This window comes from Flaviaesturariibacter aridisoli (genome assembly GCF_004343705.1).
Taxonomy (GTDB): Bacteria; Bacteroidota; Bacteroidia; order Chitinophagales; family Chitinophagaceae; genus Flavisolibacter; species Flavisolibacter aridisoli.
In genome coordinates, this window is sequence record NZ_SKFH01000007.1 from 107,231 (window position 1) to 124,106 (window position 16,876).

Sequence of the window (16,876 nt, forward strand, 5' to 3'; positions counted from 1 at the left end):
GCTACCTTCACACAAACCCGCGCATCATATGACAACCTTACCATTAACCACGGAAGACTTCAAGGAAAAGATCTTTAACTACGACACGGGGCAGGAATGGGAATTCAAGGGCGATGTGCCCGTGATCATCGACTTCTATGCCGACTGGTGCGGCCCCTGCAAACAGGTGGCGCCTGTACTGGAAGAACTCGCGAGGCAGTATGCCGACCAGCTCGTCATTTACAAGGTGGACACCGAAAAGGAGCAGGAGTTGTCCGCCGTCTTCGGCATCCAGAGCATTCCGACCTTCCTGTTTATTCCCGTTGAAGGCACGCCGATGCTGCAGCCCGGTGCGCTTCCGAAAAAAGTCTTCCAGGAAGTGATCGAAGAACAACTCCTGCAGAAGTAATCGTGATAACAGCAACCAACAGAATTGCGCTTCCCCGGAAGTGCTTTTTTTTAATACCTACCTGCCGCAGGCTTGCGACGTACAAATGACGCGAAACGCGGGCGCCTCGAACCAGGGGTCAATGCGGCAGGCGCTCGCGGAAGTAGCCATACACCCAGGTGCCGGCAATGGCGCTCAGCAGCACCACAACCACCACGGTAAAGCCCGACGCGATCTGTGCGAAGAGCGGCCCGGGACAAGCGCCCGTCATGGCCCAGCCCAGCCCGAAAAGGAGGCCGCCCCACACTTGTCCCTTGTTGAATTTCTTGGGGTGAAACTCGATGGGCTCGCCGTAAATGGTCTTTACGCGAAACCGCTTGATGAGCCACACGGAAGCGATGCCGACAACCACCGCCGAGCCGATGACGCCGTACATGTGAAAGCTTTGCAGGCGGAACATTTCCTGGATGCGGAACCACGATATAATCTCGGCTTTGACGAACACAATGCCAAACAGGAGCCCTACCAGCAGGTATTTGAAATTATACCACCAGGGGTGCACTTGCTGCGATTCGTTGATGCACATCGTATCAAGGCTGCGCACTTCGAAGTCGGTATCGACCGCGTGCGGAACGGGCTTGGGGCTGGAGATTTTTTCCATGGGTTGAATAGCTTTGGTTTACAGGGAAAGGATAAAGGGCAGGATCCAGTTGGCCATGATAAAGCCGCCTGCCATGAACGAGATCGTGGCAATGAGCGAGGGCAGCTGCAGGTTGCTCAGGCCCATGATCGAGTGCCCCGAGGTGCAGCCACCAGCGTAGCGCGTGCCAAAGCCGACCAGAAAGCCGCCGCCAACGAGCAGGACCAGCCCGCGCAACGTAAAAAGGCTGCTGAAGCTGAAGATCTCCGGCGGTAACAGTTTGCTATGGTCGGTAATGCCGTACCCGGCAAGCTCCTTTGTGAGCGCCGGGTGCACGGCAACGGGATCGGGGTTGGCCAGCAGCCAAACGGCGAGGAAGGCGCCCACGAAAATGCCCCCTACGAAAAAGAAGTTCCAGATCTCTTTTTTCCATTCGTATTGAAAGAACGGGATGCGCGCCGGGAAGCAGGCCGCGCAGGCGTGGCGCAGGTTGGCCGAGATGCCGAAGTGCTTGTTGCCGATCAGCAGCAGCGTGGGTACGATCAGGCCGATGAGCGGCCCGGCCACGTACCAGGGCCAGGGATGACGGATCCATTCAGGCATAGTCACTGGTTTTACAAAATGAAGGGAAATACAAGTTACAACGGAAAATTGCGGATCTCCTCACCCAGGTCGAACACTTTCGCCCGGCCGTCGACCACGGACGACAGCAGTGAAGCCGCGGCGGCGCTTCGGTAGCCACCGGCGCAATGCACCACGATGGGCTTTCCGAAAGGTATGTCGTGGGCCCGCTCGCGAAGATCGGCCAGGGGAATGGCGATACTGTGGCCAAAAGGTCGCGCCGCCTTTGTTTCAGACGGGTTCCGCACGTCCACGACAGTATAAGCGTCCGGCGCGTAGCGGAAAGCATCCAGGTCAAAGGGTTCTTCCCGCTCCGGACCGCCCTCCAGCACAAATGCTTCCGCGATCTGCGCTTCGTACCCGATAGCGGCCGCGCGGCGAAGCAGGCGTTGCAATTGCGCGTCGTCAGCCGCCGCGAGGTAAAACGGCTCGCCCGGCACAATGATGGACCCCAGCCAGGTCTCGAACTTATTGCCTTCCATCAGGTTTACCGAATGCGGCAGGTGGCCCGCCTTGAATACGATTTCTTTCCGTCCGTCGACGACCCAGGTGCCCGGTTGCAGCCGCGCCGCATTCGCTGCGCTCACCGGCGTGCCGATGGGAACGTTGCGGATAGCGGCCGCCAGCGCGGGCGCACCTTTACGGTTCAATTCCACGTCGAAGGGAAAGTACTTCGGAACAAAAGGCTGGTCGGCCAGCAGCTCTTTGACGAACTCTTCTTCCCCGAGGTCCTGCAGCGACCAGTTTGTTTGCCGCTCGGCGCCCATGCTGCTCACGGACGCATTACTGAGCGCTTTTCCGCAAAGGGTGCCGGCGCCGTGCGCGGGGTACAGCAGCACGTCGTCGGGCAGCGGCAGCAACTTGTCGCGCAGCGAGTGATAGAGCTGCCGCGCCAGGTCTTCCCGCGTTGCCTGGAGGGCGCCCGCGCCTTCCCGGAGGTCGGGGCGGCCGCAGTCGCCGATAAAGAGCGTATCGCCGGTGAACACAGCCTGGGGCTTGCCGTCGCGCTCCAGAACAATGGAGACGCTGTCGGGCGAGTGGCCGGGCGTATGTAGCGCCCGGAGCCGCACTTTACCGACGTGTAATTCGCTGCCGTCATACAGCGGCTCGTGCGGGTATTGAACCCCGGCAAGTGCGCTCACGTACAGGATCGCGCCGGTTTCCTGGTGCAGCTCCAGGTGGCTGCTTACAAAATCCGCATGCGGGTGTGTTTCGATGACGCCTACGATCCACGCGCCTTCTGCTGCCGCATATTCCAGGTACGGAGTTGCATCCCGCGCCGGGTCGATGAGGACGATCTTTTTTTCACAATCGCTGAGCACCGCGTAGCTGAAATGCGCGAGGCTTTTGTCTTCCCATTGTTTGATTTGCATGTCGTTTTATTTGCGTGTGTTGCTCAGGGCGCGTTTCATTTCCTCAAGTCCGCCGCCGTTGTAGACGTCAGCGAACCCTTGTTGCTTCAACATCGATACCGCCATGCCGCTACGATTGCCGACCCTGCAATAAAATACGACCGGCTTTCCCCAGCTTCGGATATCGGCAAAACGGACTGCGAGCTGGTCCAGCGGAATGTTTACGGCATTGGGGATGTGTTGTTGCCGGTATTCATCGGGTGTTCGTACGTCCACGATAACGGCATCTTCAAGATTAAGATTCATAACGTTTGAATTAAAGATTGTTGTTGTGTTGTCCCTGTAAAATTCAAGAGATCCTTTCGCCGTAACCGTGACCTGGGTCACAGGCAGCAGACTTTTTAGGGAAGCAGGATTTCACGGACCAGGATATAAGCGCCCATCAGCAGCACGAACCAGCCAAAGCCCCTTTTGAGCCGCTCGCCCGCGATCTTTTTACCGAGGGCACCGCCCAGGAAAATCCCGGCCACCGCAATTGTAGTGATCCGCAGCAGGAAGCCCCAATCGATCGCCACGTGGCCCAGGTCTCCTGCAAAGCCGATGAGTGCATTCAGGGCGATGATAAGTAACGAAGTGCCGACGGCCATCTTCATGGGAAGCCTGAGAAGCAGAACGAGCGCCGGGATCAGCAGAAAGCCGCCGCCCGCACCCAGCAGCCCGGTGACCAGGCCGATGCCAACGCCGTATCCGAGCAACTTCCGGACGGTAAAGCAATCGCTGCATTCCGATTCACCGGCAGCGTTTTTCCGGCCCCGGATCATGCTTACCGAAGCCAGGAGCATCAGCAGGGCGAACAGCAGCATAGTGAGCAGCGAAGACGTAAGCGTGAGCTTCCCGATCTGCGCCAGCTTTCCGGGAATGGACGGCACGAGGAAGCGCCGGGTAGCGAACACGGTAATCAGCGAGGAGGAACCAAAAAGAGCGACCGCCTTCAGGTGTACCCATCCTTTCCGGAAGTTGTCGAGGGCGCCGACAAAGCTGGTAGCACCTACCAGGAAAAGTGAATACGAAGTTGCCAACAATGGGTTGAGGCCAAAGAGGTACACCAGTACCGGTACGGTCAGGATCGACCCGCCACCACCGATCAGCCCGAGCGAAACCCCGATCAGCAGGGATGCGAAATAGCCCAATAATGCCATGCTTTCTGTTTGAAAAACGAAGGTGGCGTGCGGACAAGCTGCAAAACGTGACCCCGGTCACGGGAGTACGTCTCCAAGATCCACGATCTCGACACCCGATTTGAGGAGGCGCACGGCACCCCTGTCGGAAAGCTTTTTCATGAGGCGGGAAACTACCTCGCGGGAAGAGTTGAGATCCTGCGCGATCTCGGTGAACGACACCGGCACTTCGTTGATCCCGAATTTCTCCTGGTAGCGACGCAGGTAAAAAACGAGGCGCTCGTCCATGTTGTGAAAAGCGACCTGGTCAATGGTCTGCAGCAATTCGTCGAAGCGTTCGCGGTAGGATGAAACCGAAAACTGCGCCCAGCTTTTGTACCGGCCCATCCAGGCGTCTACCTGCTGCAGCGGAATGGCCAGCACGGTTGCGTTCGTGACCGCCTTTACCATAAGACCGCTTTGCTCCTTGCCCAGCTCGCACACGAGCGAAACGGCGCAGGCTTCTCCGGAGTCGAGGTAATACATGAAGAATTCGGCCCCATCTTCGTCTTCGCGGTACACTTTCACGAGTCCTTCCAGCACCAGCAGCGTCGTCCGGATATTCTGGCCCGTGCGCATGAGCACCGCTCCTTCCGGCAGCTCGCGGATATCGCCGGCCCGGATCATTTCGGCAAGCAGTTCCGGTTCCAGGGAGGGGAAATATTGGCCCAACTCGTTTTCAGTCATGCGGCAAAGGTAGGCAGAGGTATAGTCGGCGTCATGGGAGCAGCCTCGCGAGCCCGGTGTAAATAAATTCAACAAAGTTCCATCCCGGAGACATGGGAAACGGTTACACCTTCACCCCGAAAAGGTAACCGACCAGCGCAGACAGGAGCATTGCGATGGTGCCCCACACAACGATGCGGAGAATGGCTTTGGGCACACTGCTTCCGCCGGTTTTCGCCGATACCGTACCCAGTATGATCAAGGCTACGATCGTGAACCCATACAGAAAGTACTCCATGTAGGCCACGGGTGCAAACAAAGTAACCAGGAGCGGCAACACCCCGCCCGCCGTAAAAGCGGCGCCCGATGCGAAGGCCGCCTGAATCGGGTTTGCCTGGCTGATCTCGTTGACCCCGAGCTCATCCCGCACGTGCGCGGCTAGCACGTCGTGCTCGGTCAGCTCTTTCGCAACCTGCAGGGCCGTTTCTTTTTTCAATCCCCGTTTCTGGTAGATTTCGGCCAGGATCCGGAGCTCCGCTTCGGGACTCTCCCGGAGTTCCTGTGCTTCCCGTTCGATGTCCGACTTTTCGATATCGGTTTGCGAACTCACCGACACATATTCACCAGCCGCCATGGACAGGGCTCCTGCCACCAGGCCGGCGACTGTTGCGAGCAGGATCGGGCTCCTGGAATCACTCGCCGTAGCCACGCCGATTGCAAGGCTGGAGATGGAAATGATGCCGTCATTGGCACCCAGGACCGCTGCCCGCAGCCAATTACTCCGGTGTATGTAATGGCTGTCCAGATAGTTATCGATCGTCAGTTTTTCACTCATGATACCTTGTCGCTGAAGCCGGGCGACCCGGGTTTAATCTGTTTCCGGTTATGAAGTTAGGAACGTTCCCGTTGCGGGACGGCCAGGGCCTGGCAGCCCACGTGTTGAAAAGAACGCTCTTTCCATTCGGGTACATTTCCGATCGATGCCTCATCCTTTCGCCAGCTTGTAAAACAGGTACGGCGCCAGCGCCACCCACAGCGGAACGAGCAGCCACAGCCGTCCACGGAGCAGGTGGTAATCGGCCAGCAATTGCGGCCAGCTGCGGCCCTGGTAGCGGCCGAAGCCAAACTCGAAGGCGAGCGTTAGTACCAACCAGAGCACGCCGACCCAGGCGGCTTGCACTCCGGATGCCGGCGGGAACCGGTTGAGCACGAAACCGATATACAGGGTGAAGAACAGGAGGAGCGTCAGCGTGGACAACTGCTGCGCACGCAGCTCACCGAAGGCCCGTTTATAGCCCAGGTCGCGGAGGGCGCCGTTGAAGATCGCGATCAGCAACATCGGAAACCAAAGCATCAGGTAACGGAGCATGGCAGTTCCTTTTATTTGATGAAAGTCGCACCCGGTAAAGCTAGTACGGCAACCGCTCGAACAGGGATGACCGTTGTCAGGGCACACGAAGAGAAGCATCAGCCCGGCCGTGCTGGTACGGCCGCGGGAGGGGCGCGGTACTCCGGTAACTTAGCGCCACATCGGCTCCCATGAACTGGCACCTGCTCCGCACAGAAAAAGCATTGGAAGAAACCGGGTCTGCGACCCGCGGGTTGACGCGCGCGGAAGCAGCTGCGCGGCTGCTGTCGGGTGGCCCCAACGTGCTGCTGACCGCTAAAAAGCGCAGCGCCTGGAAGCTGTTCCTGAGCCAGTTCTACGACTTTATGACGCTGGTGCTGGTAGCTGCGGCCATCATTGCCGGCATCGCCGGCGACCGTGCCGACACGCTGATCATCCTCTCCATTGTCGTGCTCAACGCCCTGCTGGGCTTCGCGCAGCAATACCGCGCCGAAAAAGCCATGGAAGCCCTCAAGCACCTCGGCGATCCCCTGTGCACCGTGTGGCGCGAAGGGCTGGCGGAAACCATCCCCGTAGCCAACCTGGTGACCGGCGACGTCGTGCTGCTCGACGCGGGCAACGTAGTGCCTGCCGACCTTCGCCTGCTGGAAGTGCAGTCCCTGGCGGTAATGGAAGCCGCGCTGACCGGCGAATCGGTGCCGGTGCAGAAAACCGTGCGCGTGCCGGAAGAAGATACCCACAGCCTCGGTGACCGCCACAACATGGCCTACCGGGGCACGCAGGTCACCAGCGGCCGCGGCCGCGGTCTCGTGATCGCTACCGGTATGAATACCGAGATCGGCCAGATCGCGCGGCTGCTGCAGGCCCCCGAAGCCGACACGCCGCTGCAGGTGCGGATGCGCGACTTCGGCAAAAAACTGAGTTACGGCGTGCTGGCCATCTGCGCCATCCTGTTCGTCGCCGGGCTGCTGCGCGGCGAGAGCGCCGCGGGCATGCTGCTGCTGGCCATTTCGCTGGCCGTGGCGGCCATCCCTGAAGCGTTGCCGGCGCTCATCACCATCGCCCTGTCGCGCGGCGCCTCGGTGCTCGCCCGGCATCAGGCGCTTATTCGCAAACTGACGGCCGTAGAAACGCTGGGATCCGTCACCTATATCTGCACCGACAAGACCGGGACACTCACGCTTAACCGGATGACCGTAACGGTCACCGAGCCCGCCGGCGCCACGCAACTTGACGGCCTTCCGCTGCTGCACGCCGCCATGGCCCTGAATCATTCCGTACAATTCGGCCAGGAAGAGCTTAGCGGCGATCCCACCGAGACGGCCCTGGTTCGGTATGTGCTGGAAAACGCCGGTAGCGACGCCGTGCGGCAACTGGCGGAAAGCCACCCGGTGCTGCAGGAGCGGCCGTTCGACTCCGAGCGCAAGCTGATGACGACGGTACACCGCAGCGGCGAACACTACCTGGTGCTGGTAAAGGGCGCCGTCGAATCGGTGGCGGAGCGCCTGGCCGCTGAAGGCGCCGGTGGCTGGGCGGAGCGTGCTGCCGCCTGGGGGGCCGACGGAAAGCGCGTGCTGGCTTATGCCTACAAATTCATCGACTGCCTGCCCGCCAACCCCGAAGATTGGGAAAGCGGACTTCAGCCCGCCGGCCTCGTAGCGCTCCACGACCCGCCGCGCCCCGGCATCGACCGCTCCATCCGCGCCTGCCGCGAAGCCGGCATCCGCCCCGTGATGATCACCGGCGACCACCCGGAGACCGCCGCCGCCATCGCCCGGCAGATCGGACTGCTCGACGGGCTAAGCCGCGTGGTGTCGGGCCGCGAAATGGAGCACTGGGATGCCGCCCGCTTTGAAGCGGAGGCGCCGCTCGTAGCCGTCTACGCCCGCGTTTCGCCGGCCCAGAAGCTACAGATCGTGGAAGCGCTCCAGCGGCGCAACCAATACGTGGCCATGACCGGCGATGGCGTCAATGATGCCCCTTCGCTGCGAAAGGCGAATATCGGCATCGCCATGGGCATCACCGGCACCGACGTGAGCAAGGAAGCGGCGCACATGATCCTGCTCGACGACAACTTCAGCACCATCGTGGGGGCGATCCGCGAAGGACGACGCGTGTACGACAACATCCGCCGCTTCGTCAAATACATCATGACCTGCAACACCGCCGAGATCTGGACCATCTTCCTCGCGCCGCTGCTGGGTCTGCCCATACCTTTGCTTCCCGTACACCTGCTCTGGATCAACCTCATCACCGACGGGCTTCCCGGGCTCGCCCTGTCGGCGGAGAGCGCGGAGCGCAACGTGATGACCCGGCCGCCACGGCCGCCCGGCGAAAGCCTTTTTGCACACGGCAGCGGCTTGCACATCCTGTGGGTGGGCCTCCTCATGGCCGCCCTCGCGCTCGGTACGCAGGCCATCGCCTTGCAGCACGCGCTCCCCCACTGGCAAACGCTGGTGTTCACGACCCTTTCCTTTGCCCAGCTCGGGCACGTGTGGGCCATCCGCAGCGAGGAAGAATTCATCTTTCGCAAGGGCTTTTTCTCCAACCACCCCCTAACCGCCACCCTGGCGCTCACCGTAGGGTTGCAGCTGTGCGCCGTGTACCTGCCGGTGGCTAACAAATTGCTGCACACCCAACCGCTGACGCTGATCGAGCTGTCGGCGAGCGTGGCCGTGGCCGCCCTGCTTTTTCACGCCGTGGAGCTCGAAAAATGGATGAGACGCCTGCGCAGAACCGCCCGGCACAAACGGTAACCACAATCACTGTTTTCCTTTGCCCGCCGTCAGTATTGGACCCCGGCGGAGCGGATAGATTTGGACCATTATGGAACAGATCCTGATCCTGCTCAATGCCAACCGGCCCTCCGCATCCTGCATCCAGTTTGCCTGCACCGTTGCCGGCATGAACCACGCACGGCTCTGCGGCATATTCGTGGAAACCATGCCGAGCGAAGGGTATTATTCGGCTAACGACATCTTCCTCGCGGGGGCGAAGCCGGCACAGGGGTCGGGAGTGGTGACCATGGATCCCGAACAGGCCATCCGGGTATTCACCGACACCTGCCAGCGAGAAGGTGTGCAATCGGAATCCGTACTGATCGATGCCGGCCCGCTTCCTTACGCGGTGCGCGAGAGCTACTTCGCCGACCTGCTCATATTGAGTCCGGACACGGGCTTCACCGGCGACGAGGAAGAAACACCCTCGTCGTTCACGCGCGACCTGCTGCGCACGGCGGCCTGCCCCGTGCTGCTTGCGCCGCTGCAATTCGATGCGTTCAATGAAACCATTTGCTGCTACGACGGAAGTCCGTCCGCCGTCTATGCGCTGAAGACCTGCAGCTACCTGTTTCCGGAGCTGGCGAAAGAGCGGCTCACGATCCTTGAAGTGACGCGCGCTACCGACGCTGTCTACGACGAAAAGCACGGCCGCCTCCTGAAGTGGGCGCGCTGCCATTACGATGAAGTGCTGTTCCAGCCGCTTTCGGGCGATACGGAAGAAGAACTCTTTGATTACCTGTTCCGGAAGCGCGGCAAGCTGGTGGTGCTTGGCGCCTATGGGCGCTCCCTCCTGTCGATGCTGTTCCAGGAAAGCACCGCCGACCGTATCAGCCGTGCGATCGACCTGCCCCTGTTCATCACGCACCTCTAACCGAAATGAAAAAATTCATCGCCGCTTTCGACAGCCTGCAATTCCCCGAAAGCACCCTGGACTACAGCATCAACCTGGCCCGGGACGCGGGGGCGCACCTTGTGGGGGTGTTTCTCGAAGACCCCAACATACATAGCTACGGCGTGACGGAGATGACCGATTATTCGGGTAAAAGTTTCGATCGCCACGTGCAGGAACTGAATCGCATCGACCACCAGAAGCGACAGGAGGGCGTCGATCGCTTCCGCGCTGCCTGCGGCGCCGCCGGCGTCACCTGCTCGGTGCACCGCGACCGGCACGCCCCGCTGCGCGAGCTGCTGCACGAATCCATTTATGCCGACCTGCTGCTGACCGCCAACGACGTTACACCCGGCACGGCCGCCACCGCGGCCCCGACGCCCTTCGTGCGCCACCTGCTGCAGGAAGCCCAGTGCCCCGTCATGCCACTGCCCCCGCACTTCGCACCTATCGACCGGGTGACGCTTTTGTACGATGGCGCACCCGCCTCCGTGCAGGCCCTGCGTGCCTTCAGCTACCTGCTGCCCCACTTGAAGGAACTCGACACCGAAGTGGTCACCGTGAAAGGCTCCGACGACGACGGGCACCTCCCCGACGGTCGGCTGATCAAGGAGTTTGTAAAAAGACATTTCCCGCAGGCACGCTACACCGTGCTGAAAGGCCCGGCCGACGAGGAACTCGTAGCACACGGCAAGCGACAGCCCGGCCCCGGCATCATCGTGCTCGGCGCCTACCGTCGCGATGCCTTGTCGCGGTTGTTCCGTCCCAGTACGGCCGATGTGCTGATGCAGCACCTGCAGGCGCCACTGTTCATTGCCCACTATTAGCCACTTCCAAATGAAAAACCATGGCCACATTCATCAGGTATTATTCAGAATTGGGATTGGCGGATGCGCCTTCCGTCGGCAGCAAGAATGCTTTCCTGGGCGAGCTGTTTCAAACGGTCACTACGCCCGGCATGCAGGTGCCCGACGGCTTCGCCATTACGGGCGACGCCTTCCTCGAGTTCCTGCGCGTCAATAACCTCGAGCCGAAACTGCTGCAGATCCTCGACAACCTCGACCGCCTGTCGTTCGGCAACCTCGCCCGCACCGGCGAAATTGCCCGCACGCTGCTGTTGCAGGCAAAGCTGCCGGAGACGCTCGCCCACGAAGCAATACTAGCCTACCGCGCTCTTGCCGACGGCGACGGGCCCGTGGTAGTGCGGAGCAGCGCCCTTTCCGACGACGATCCGGCGGCCAACTTCGCGGGGCTACACGACTCCTTCCGCAACGTCCGCGGCGAAGCCGCCCTGCTCCAGTCCCTGAAGGCCTGCTTCGCTTCTGTGTTTAACAACCGCGCGATCAAGTACCGCCAGGAAAAAGGATTCCTGCAGGAAAAAATGTCGCTGGCTATTGGCGTGCAGCGGATGGTCCGGGCCGACCTCGGCGGCTCCGGCGTAGCCGTCACCCTTGATCCGGAAACAGGCTTCCGAAATGTCGTGCACATCAGTGCCATCTGGGGCCTTGGCGAGAATATGACCCACGGCTCCGCCACTCCCGACGAATACCGGGTGTTCAAACCCAACCTGGCGCGGGGTTACGACGCGCTGCTCCAGAAAGCACTGGGCGCCAAGGAACACAAGCTTTTCTTCGACAGCGCAGGCACAGCCCGCAACACCCCAACGCCCGAAGCGGACCGCGCGCGCTACGTGCTTTCCGACGAAAGGGCCGAAGAACTCGCCCGCTGCTGCGTGGACATCGAAGCGCGCGTGGGCAGGCCGATGGACATCGAGTGGGCCATCGACGGCAGCGACGACATTTTGTACCTGCTCCAGGCACGGCCTGAAACAGTGCAGTCGGCGCAGAACCCGCACGTCTTTACCGACTACCACCTGGAGCGGAAAGGCCTGTCGCTGATCTCGGGGCAAGCCATCGGCATGAAAGTGGTGTCGGGCAAAGCCCGCATCCTGCAGTCGCAGCGCGAACCGGAGCTGCAACCCGGCGAGATCATCGTGACCGACCTCGTACATCCCGACTGGGAACCGGTGCTCGAACTGGCGGCGGCCATCGTGACCAACAAGGGCGGACGCACAAGTCACGCCTCCATCATGGCCCGCGAGCTCGGCATTCCTGCCGTGGTGGGCTGCGGCGACGCCACTGAACGCATTACCGACGGCGAGTGGATCACGGTGTCTTGCTGCGAAGGCAGCACCGGCAATGTATACCGCGGCGTCATTCCGTATGTTTTGCTGGAACACGATTTTTCGGGTACGCGCCTCACCGCGAAAACGCGCGTCAAGCTCATCGCCGGCGATCCCGACAGCGCCTTCCGGCTTTCGTTTTACCCCAACGACGGTGTGGGACTCATGCGCCTCGAATTCCTCATCGGGCATTTTATCCGCATCCACCCGATGGCCCTGGTGCGCTACGAGGAGCTCTCCGATACCGAACTGCGCCGGCTCATCGATGAACGCACAAAGGGTTATACCGACAAGAAGGAATACTTCGTGGACCAGCTCGCACAGGGAATTGCAGTGATGGCCGCAGCATTCTACCCGAAGGAAGTGATTGTACGCACCAGTGACCTCAAAACGAACGAGTATGCCGGACTCATCGGCGGATCGGCCTTTGAACCGCAGGAAGAAAACCCGATGCTGGGCTTTCGCGGCGCCGCGCGGTACTATCACCCGCTGTACGAAGAAGGCTTTGCCCTTGAATGCGCCGCCATCCGGCGCGTGCGCACGCGGATGGGTTTGACCAACGTCAAGGTGATGGTGCCGTTTTGCCGGACCGTGGAGGAAGCCGCGAAAGTGGTGTCGGTGCTGGCAGGCAATGGCCTCGACCGCTGCGTGGACGAAAGTCTTCAGCTGTATATGATGGCCGAGATCCCCGCCAACGTGCTGCTGGCCGGCGAGTTTGCGCGCCACTTCGATGGCTTCTCCATCGGCTCGAATGACCTCACCCAACTCACCCTGGGCATCGACCGCGGCTCCGCCCTGGTGGCCGGCCAGTTCAGCGAACAGAATGAAGCTACCCGCCTGCTGATCAGCCAGATGATCGCCGCCGGCCACAAGGCCGGCAAGACCGTAGGGCTGTGCGGGCAGGCGCCCAGCGACGACGCCGATTTCGTACGCTTCCTGGTCGAGCAGGGCATCGACAGCATCTCCTTTAACCCCGACAGCCTGCTCAACGGCATCGGCTACGTTGCGCACGCCGAAGCGATGCGTGGGGAACACGATGGGCCCGGCGACCCTTCCCGAATGCCCGGCGGCAGGCGCAAGAAAGAGCAACCCGAACCCTAGTCCCATTTGGGGCGCGGCATTTGCGGCGAAAAGAGCGGCGCTCGCACGCAACAGGTCATCCGGTTCGCGTCCGAAGCTCCTGCTAACCTAATCAACCGAACACCATGTCGCCGCAATCCTTGCCGGATCCGCTCTACCAATTGCCTCCACAGGGAACGCAACGGAACAACTACCTGTCCGAACTTCTCTCCATTGCCGCGCACGAATTCCGGACGCCACTGACCACCATACTTTCCAGCGTGGACCTGATTGAAATCTGCGCACAGCCCGATCAGCAGGCGACGCGGGAAAAGCACCTCGCGCGCATCCGCAATGTCGTCCTGGAACTCAACGGCTTCATCGACGACCTCCTCTCGCTCGACCGCCTCGAACAGGGCTGCGTGGAGGTGCGGCCGGAATTGTTTAACCTGGAAAACTTCCTGCGCGAACTCGTAGCCGAATCCGGCGGTATCGCAAGCAGGAACGGGCAGCAGATCTGTCTTTCCTGCAACGGCGCGCCGGGTATCTGCCAGGACCCGCAGCTGCTGCGCCTCATCCTGCGCAACCTGCTTTCCAACGCACTGAAGTACTCGCGCGAAGGCGGACAGGTGTGGCTGCGCGCCCATGTAAGTTCCCGTGGCTGCCGCGTTTCCGTGGCCGACGAAGGCATCGGCATACCGACCGGAAGCCGGAAGTTGCTGTTCGGCAGGTACTTCCGCGCCGAAAACGCAGTGCATATCCCGGGCACGGGGCTGGGTCTCAGTATCGTAAAGCGCTACGTGGAGCTGCTGGAGGGCCGGGTATCGTTTCGCAGCGTCGAAAACAGGGGCAGCGATTTCGTTGTGCAACTGCCGCACCGCCTGCGCGCCTAAAAAAGATCGACCGTATTTCTACAGCAAGCCCACCCGGAAAGGAGGAGAACCATACAATGAAAAAGATCCTGCTCATCGACGACAACCCGCACATCCGCGAAAACATCGCGGAGCTGCTGGAGCTCTCGCGTTACCGCGTGGTGACGGCCGGTGACGGACGGTCGGGCATCGAAGCGGCGATCGCGGAGAAGCCTGATCTTATCCTGTGCGACATACTCATGCCGGGCATCGACGGCTACGGCGTGCTGCACCTGTTGCAACGTCGTCCCGAGCTGCAGCAGATCCCCTTTGTCTTTCTCAGTGCCAAGTCGGACCAGGCCGAGATCCGGCAGGGCATGTCGCTGGGCGCCGACGACTATATCACGAAGCCCTTTGATGCTACCGACCTGCTGAAGACCGTGGAAAGCCGCCTGCGCAAATCGGAATTGCTGCGCCACAGCCGGACCGCGGGCCTCGACGGCGTTGACGAGCTCATCTCGGTATCGGCCGGCGACGAGGTGCTCCAGGGCTTTGTGCGCGACCGCCACCTGGACCGCTACAAGAAAAAGCAGCGCATCTTCACCGAGGGCAACCATCCCGTGCGGCTCTATTACGTGCAAAAAGGAAAAGTGAAGGTGTACAAGACCAATGAAGAAGGTAAAGAGCTGATCCTGAAGATCGCCAACGAAGGCGACTTCTTCGGGTACATTTCACTGTTGGAGAACACCGTATACCGCGAAAATGCCACGGCGCTGGAAGACTGCGAGATCGCCGCCATCCCGCGGAGCGAGTTCGAGGAATTGATGAATGCCAACCCGCAGGTAACGCGCCGCTTCATCAGCCTGCTTTCGAAAGACGTGCGCGAGAAGGAAGAACAGCTATTGAAGATCGCATATAACTCCCTGCGCCGCAAAGTGGCCGATGCACTCCTGAGCGCACAGGAGCGCTTCCGCGTGGGAGGCGAACGGCAGCCGATCCACCTGACCCGTGAAAACCTCGCCGCCATTGCCGGCACCGCCACCGAATCGCTGATCCGGACGCTTACGGACTTCAAGACCGAAGGCCTCATCGACATTCACGACGGAAGCATCAGCATACTCGACTACGACAAGCTCGAGCGGCTGGTCAACTGAGCAGGGTGGCGCGACGCTCGTTCAGCCACAAATGCTGACCACGGTCAAGGTAGGTGCCGGCGGGCGTCAGCAGATCGGCCGCGGCGCCGTCGGAACTTGTACCCGGACCAAAAGCGAGCACCATGAAAAAGATACTGGCGGCCCTCTCGGAAGAAATTTTCCCGGAAAATGTGTTCCAGTTCCTGGCGGAGCTTCACCGGCGCGCGCCCATTCAGCTGACCATCGTCTTCATCGCCCCATCGATCATCAGCTCCTGGCCCGTCACCGGCGTGCCGCCCGACCCGGTGTGGTTCCCCGCTGTTGAAGAAGTTGACCCGGTGCTGGCGGCGCAAACGCGGCGGCAGGTTTCCGAGCGTTGCCTCGCCCTCAACATTTCATTCCGCATGCACGAACGCACGGGCGACGGCGACATCGGGCAGTTGCGCAAGGAGTCCCGCTTCGCCGACCTGCTCATCGCCGACCATGCACTCTTCTTCGGCTCCACCCATCCCGGCTTCGAGTGGGACCATTTCGCTCGAACGGTACGCGAGCTGGAATGCCCGGTGATCGTGCTGCCGGAGGTCCGCCGCTTTCCCAAACAAAACATCATTGCCTACGACGGCAGCGCCTCGTCGGTATATGCGTTGAAGCAATTCTATTCGGTGCTGCCTGAGCTGGCGGAGAACTCCACCTACCTTGTTTATACGAAAGACGAACCCGGCAACCGCATCCCTGATCTCGATTTCATTGAAGAACTGGCGGCGCCCCACTTCCGGGACCTCGCCATCACCAAGCTGACGGGCACGCGCCCGCAAACCTTCCCCGAATGGATGAACCAGCATTCGGGCCCGATGCTGGTGTGCGGCGCCCTCGGCCGAAATGCGTTCTCCCGCCTCTTTCACCGGAGCTTCTCCTACCAGCACCTCGTGGAGCAAAAGGTGCCGGTGTTCATCGCGCATAAATGAGGCCTCATTGCCCACCTGCGCGCTGCGCCACCAGTGCATTCAGCGTTTGCAGGTTCGCCAGGGCCGCTCCCATCGTGTTATTGAAGTATGCATACACCGCCCTTCCTTCCTTCAGCCAACCCGCGATCCGGTCCGCTTCCCCGGCCAGGAATTCATCCGGATACGAGCCGCGATAGCCACCCTCCGGACCATGGTAGCGCAGGTAGACGTTTCGCTCTGACAGCTGCAGGGGCGGAGTAGCCGATGCCGGCATGTCGTGCGTAACCAATACGGCTTGATAATGTTGCAGCAGGCGGTACACGGAGCGTTCGTACCAGGAGTTGTCCCGTAGTTCTACGGCCAGGGTCCAGCCCGGGGCTTCTTCGCTGAGACTTTGCAGCACGCCCTCGAGTTCTTCATGGCGGTCCCGCTTTGCGGAAGGCGGCAGCTGCAGCAACAAGCAGCCCCTTTTGTCTGCTGCTTCGGCCACCACCTCGGCAAAGCGCTCGATGTCTTCGGAAGCGAATTGAAAACCCTTCGCGTGCGTGACCGTCTTCGGCACCTTGAACGTAAAGCGGAAGCCTTCGGGAACGCTCTCGCTCCACTTGCGCACCGTGGCGCCTTTGGGCAGCTTGTAAAAGGTAGCATTCACTTCCAGCGAAGAAAACAGCGAGGCATAGTACGTAAGCCGGCTGGCACCCCGGAATTCGGGCGGGTACTCCGATTGCCGGTGGGGCACCACGATGTTGCTGGTACCGGAGAAATACGGGAGCATGGGGCGCGCTGTCATGACCATGGCCATTGCAAAAGCTTTGCCTGAAGGCAGT

The 16,876-nt window shown here is 60.8% G+C and carries 17 protein-coding genes; 8 read left to right on the forward strand and 9 right to left on the reverse strand.

Annotated elements, in window-relative coordinates:
* The first annotated feature begins 28 nt into the window (after positions 1–28).
* The gene (gene trxA, locus E0486_RS06575) at positions 29–388 is read left to right on the forward strand and encodes a thioredoxin (protein ID WP_131851351.1); all 360 of its coding nucleotides are present in this window, start codon (positions 29–31) and stop codon (positions 386–388) included.
* Between the two features lie 118 nt (positions 389–506).
* Here trxA and E0486_RS06580 read toward each other — a convergent pair whose 3' ends face one another.
* The 8 genes from E0486_RS06580 to E0486_RS06615 all read right to left on the reverse strand — a co-directional run bounded on the left by E0486_RS06580 (position 507) and on the right by E0486_RS06615 (position 6,232).
* A complete protein-coding gene (locus E0486_RS06580; RefSeq protein WP_131851352.1) occupies positions 507–1,028 on the reverse strand; it encodes a DUF6691 family protein in 522 nt (173 codons plus the stop codon).
* Between the two features lie 18 nt (positions 1,029–1,046).
* Positions 1,047–1,610, reverse strand: coding sequence for a YeeE/YedE family protein (locus E0486_RS06585; protein WP_131851353.1), 564 nt, complete (start codon positions 1,608–1,610; stop codon positions 1,047–1,049).
* A gap of 35 nt (positions 1,611–1,645) precedes the next feature.
* Positions 1,646–3,001 (reverse strand): MBL fold metallo-hydrolase, encoded by a 1,356-nt coding sequence (locus E0486_RS06590; RefSeq protein WP_131851354.1) that lies wholly within the window; start codon positions 2,999–3,001, stop codon positions 1,646–1,648.
* Positions 3,002–3,007: 6 nt separating this feature from the next.
* Positions 3,008–3,286: a rhodanese-like domain-containing protein gene (locus E0486_RS06595; RefSeq protein WP_131851355.1), complete on the reverse strand. Its 279-nt coding sequence runs from the start codon at positions 3,284–3,286 to the stop codon at positions 3,008–3,010.
* A 95-nt stretch (positions 3,287–3,381) separates the two neighbouring features.
* A complete protein-coding gene (locus E0486_RS06600; RefSeq protein WP_131851356.1) occupies positions 3,382–4,179 on the reverse strand; it encodes a sulfite exporter TauE/SafE family protein in 798 nt (265 codons plus the stop codon).
* Positions 4,180–4,236: 57 nt separating this feature from the next.
* Entirely contained in the window at positions 4,237–4,884 is a 648-nt protein-coding gene (locus tag E0486_RS06605) for a Crp/Fnr family transcriptional regulator (RefSeq protein WP_131851357.1), read from the reverse strand.
* Positions 4,885–4,987: 103 nt separating this feature from the next.
* Positions 4,988–5,698 carry a VIT1/CCC1 transporter family protein gene (locus E0486_RS06610; RefSeq protein WP_131851358.1) on the reverse strand — a complete coding sequence of 237 codons (711 nt, stop codon included), beginning with the start codon at positions 5,696–5,698 and terminating at the stop codon, positions 4,988–4,990.
* Positions 5,699–5,848: 150 nt separating this feature from the next.
* Positions 5,849–6,232 carry a hypothetical protein gene (locus E0486_RS06615; RefSeq protein WP_131851359.1) on the reverse strand — a complete coding sequence of 128 codons (384 nt, stop codon included), beginning with the start codon at positions 6,230–6,232 and terminating at the stop codon, positions 5,849–5,851.
* A gap of 170 nt (positions 6,233–6,402) precedes the next feature.
* Here E0486_RS06615 and E0486_RS06620 point away from each other — a divergent pair, with 170 nt between their 5' ends.
* The 7 genes from E0486_RS06620 (at position 6,403) to E0486_RS06650 (ending at position 16,070) form a co-directional block, all read left to right on the forward strand.
* Positions 6,403–8,967, forward strand: a complete 2,565-nt coding sequence (locus tag E0486_RS06620; RefSeq protein ID WP_131851360.1) for a cation-translocating P-type ATPase — start codon at positions 6,403–6,405, stop codon at positions 8,965–8,967.
* A gap of 70 nt (positions 8,968–9,037) precedes the next feature.
* Positions 9,038–9,862, forward strand: a complete 825-nt coding sequence (locus E0486_RS06625) for a universal stress protein (protein ID WP_131851361.1) — start codon at positions 9,038–9,040, stop codon at positions 9,860–9,862.
* A gap of 5 nt (positions 9,863–9,867) precedes the next feature.
* Positions 9,868–10,707: a universal stress protein gene (locus tag E0486_RS06630; protein ID WP_131851362.1), complete on the forward strand. Its 840-nt coding sequence runs from the start codon at positions 9,868–9,870 to the stop codon at positions 10,705–10,707.
* A gap of 20 nt (positions 10,708–10,727) precedes the next feature.
* Positions 10,728–13,163 carry a phosphoenolpyruvate synthase gene (gene ppsA, locus E0486_RS06635; protein WP_131851363.1) on the forward strand — a complete coding sequence of 812 codons (2,436 nt, stop codon included), beginning with the start codon at positions 10,728–10,730 and terminating at the stop codon, positions 13,161–13,163.
* 104 nt (positions 13,164–13,267) lie between these two features.
* On the forward strand, positions 13,268–14,014 hold the full coding sequence (locus E0486_RS06640; protein WP_131851364.1) for a sensor histidine kinase: 747 nt from the start codon (positions 13,268–13,270) through the stop codon (positions 14,012–14,014).
* Between the two features lie 56 nt (positions 14,015–14,070).
* On the forward strand, positions 14,071–15,126 hold the full coding sequence (locus tag E0486_RS06645) for a response regulator (RefSeq protein ID WP_131851365.1): 1,056 nt from the start codon (positions 14,071–14,073) through the stop codon (positions 15,124–15,126).
* Between the two features lie 122 nt (positions 15,127–15,248).
* Positions 15,249–16,070, forward strand: coding sequence for a hypothetical protein (locus E0486_RS06650; RefSeq protein WP_131851366.1), 822 nt, complete (start codon positions 15,249–15,251; stop codon positions 16,068–16,070).
* A 4-nt stretch (positions 16,071–16,074) separates the two neighbouring features.
* Here the strand turns inward: E0486_RS06650 and E0486_RS06655 are convergent, their stop codons facing one another.
* On the reverse strand, positions 16,075–16,845 hold the full coding sequence (locus E0486_RS06655) for a DUF72 domain-containing protein (protein WP_207906211.1): 771 nt from the start codon (positions 16,843–16,845) through the stop codon (positions 16,075–16,077).
* Positions 16,846–16,876: the final 31 nt, after the last annotated feature.

Coding starts and splice junctions, on each gene's coding strand:
- trxA (WP_131851351.1), top strand. CDS start 29: ATGACAACCTTACCATTAACCACGGAAGACTTCAAGGAAAAGATCTTT.
- E0486_RS06580 (WP_131851352.1), bottom strand. CDS start 1,028: ATGGAAAAAATCTCCAGCCCCAAGCCCGTTCCGCACGCGGTCGATACC.
- E0486_RS06585 (WP_131851353.1), bottom strand. CDS start 1,610: ATGCCTGAATGGATCCGTCATCCCTGGCCCTGGTACGTGGCCGGGCCG.
- E0486_RS06590 (WP_131851354.1), bottom strand. CDS start 3,001: ATGCAAATCAAACAATGGGAAGACAAAAGCCTCGCGCATTTCAGCTAC.
- E0486_RS06595 (WP_131851355.1), bottom strand. CDS start 3,286: ATGAATCTTAATCTTGAAGATGCCGTTATCGTGGACGTACGAACACCC.
- E0486_RS06600 (WP_131851356.1), bottom strand. CDS start 4,179: ATGGCATTATTGGGCTATTTCGCATCCCTGCTGATCGGGGTTTCGCTC.
- E0486_RS06605 (WP_131851357.1), bottom strand. CDS start 4,884: ATGACTGAAAACGAGTTGGGCCAATATTTCCCCTCCCTGGAACCGGAA.
- E0486_RS06610 (WP_131851358.1), bottom strand. CDS start 5,698: ATGAGTGAAAAACTGACGATCGATAACTATCTGGACAGCCATTACATA.
- E0486_RS06615 (WP_131851359.1), bottom strand. CDS start 6,232: ATGCTCCGTTACCTGATGCTTTGGTTTCCGATGTTGCTGATCGCGATC.
- E0486_RS06620 (WP_131851360.1), top strand. CDS start 6,403: ATGAACTGGCACCTGCTCCGCACAGAAAAAGCATTGGAAGAAACCGGG.
- E0486_RS06625 (WP_131851361.1), top strand. CDS start 9,038: ATGGAACAGATCCTGATCCTGCTCAATGCCAACCGGCCCTCCGCATCC.
- E0486_RS06630 (WP_131851362.1), top strand. CDS start 9,868: ATGAAAAAATTCATCGCCGCTTTCGACAGCCTGCAATTCCCCGAAAGC.
- ppsA (WP_131851363.1), top strand. CDS start 10,728: ATGGCCACATTCATCAGGTATTATTCAGAATTGGGATTGGCGGATGCG.
- E0486_RS06640 (WP_131851364.1), top strand. CDS start 13,268: ATGTCGCCGCAATCCTTGCCGGATCCGCTCTACCAATTGCCTCCACAG.
- E0486_RS06645 (WP_131851365.1), top strand. CDS start 14,071: ATGAAAAAGATCCTGCTCATCGACGACAACCCGCACATCCGCGAAAAC.
- E0486_RS06650 (WP_131851366.1), top strand. CDS start 15,249: ATGAAAAAGATACTGGCGGCCCTCTCGGAAGAAATTTTCCCGGAAAAT.
- E0486_RS06655 (WP_207906211.1), bottom strand. CDS start 16,845: ATGGTCATGACAGCGCGCCCCATGCTCCCGTATTTCTCCGGTACCAGC.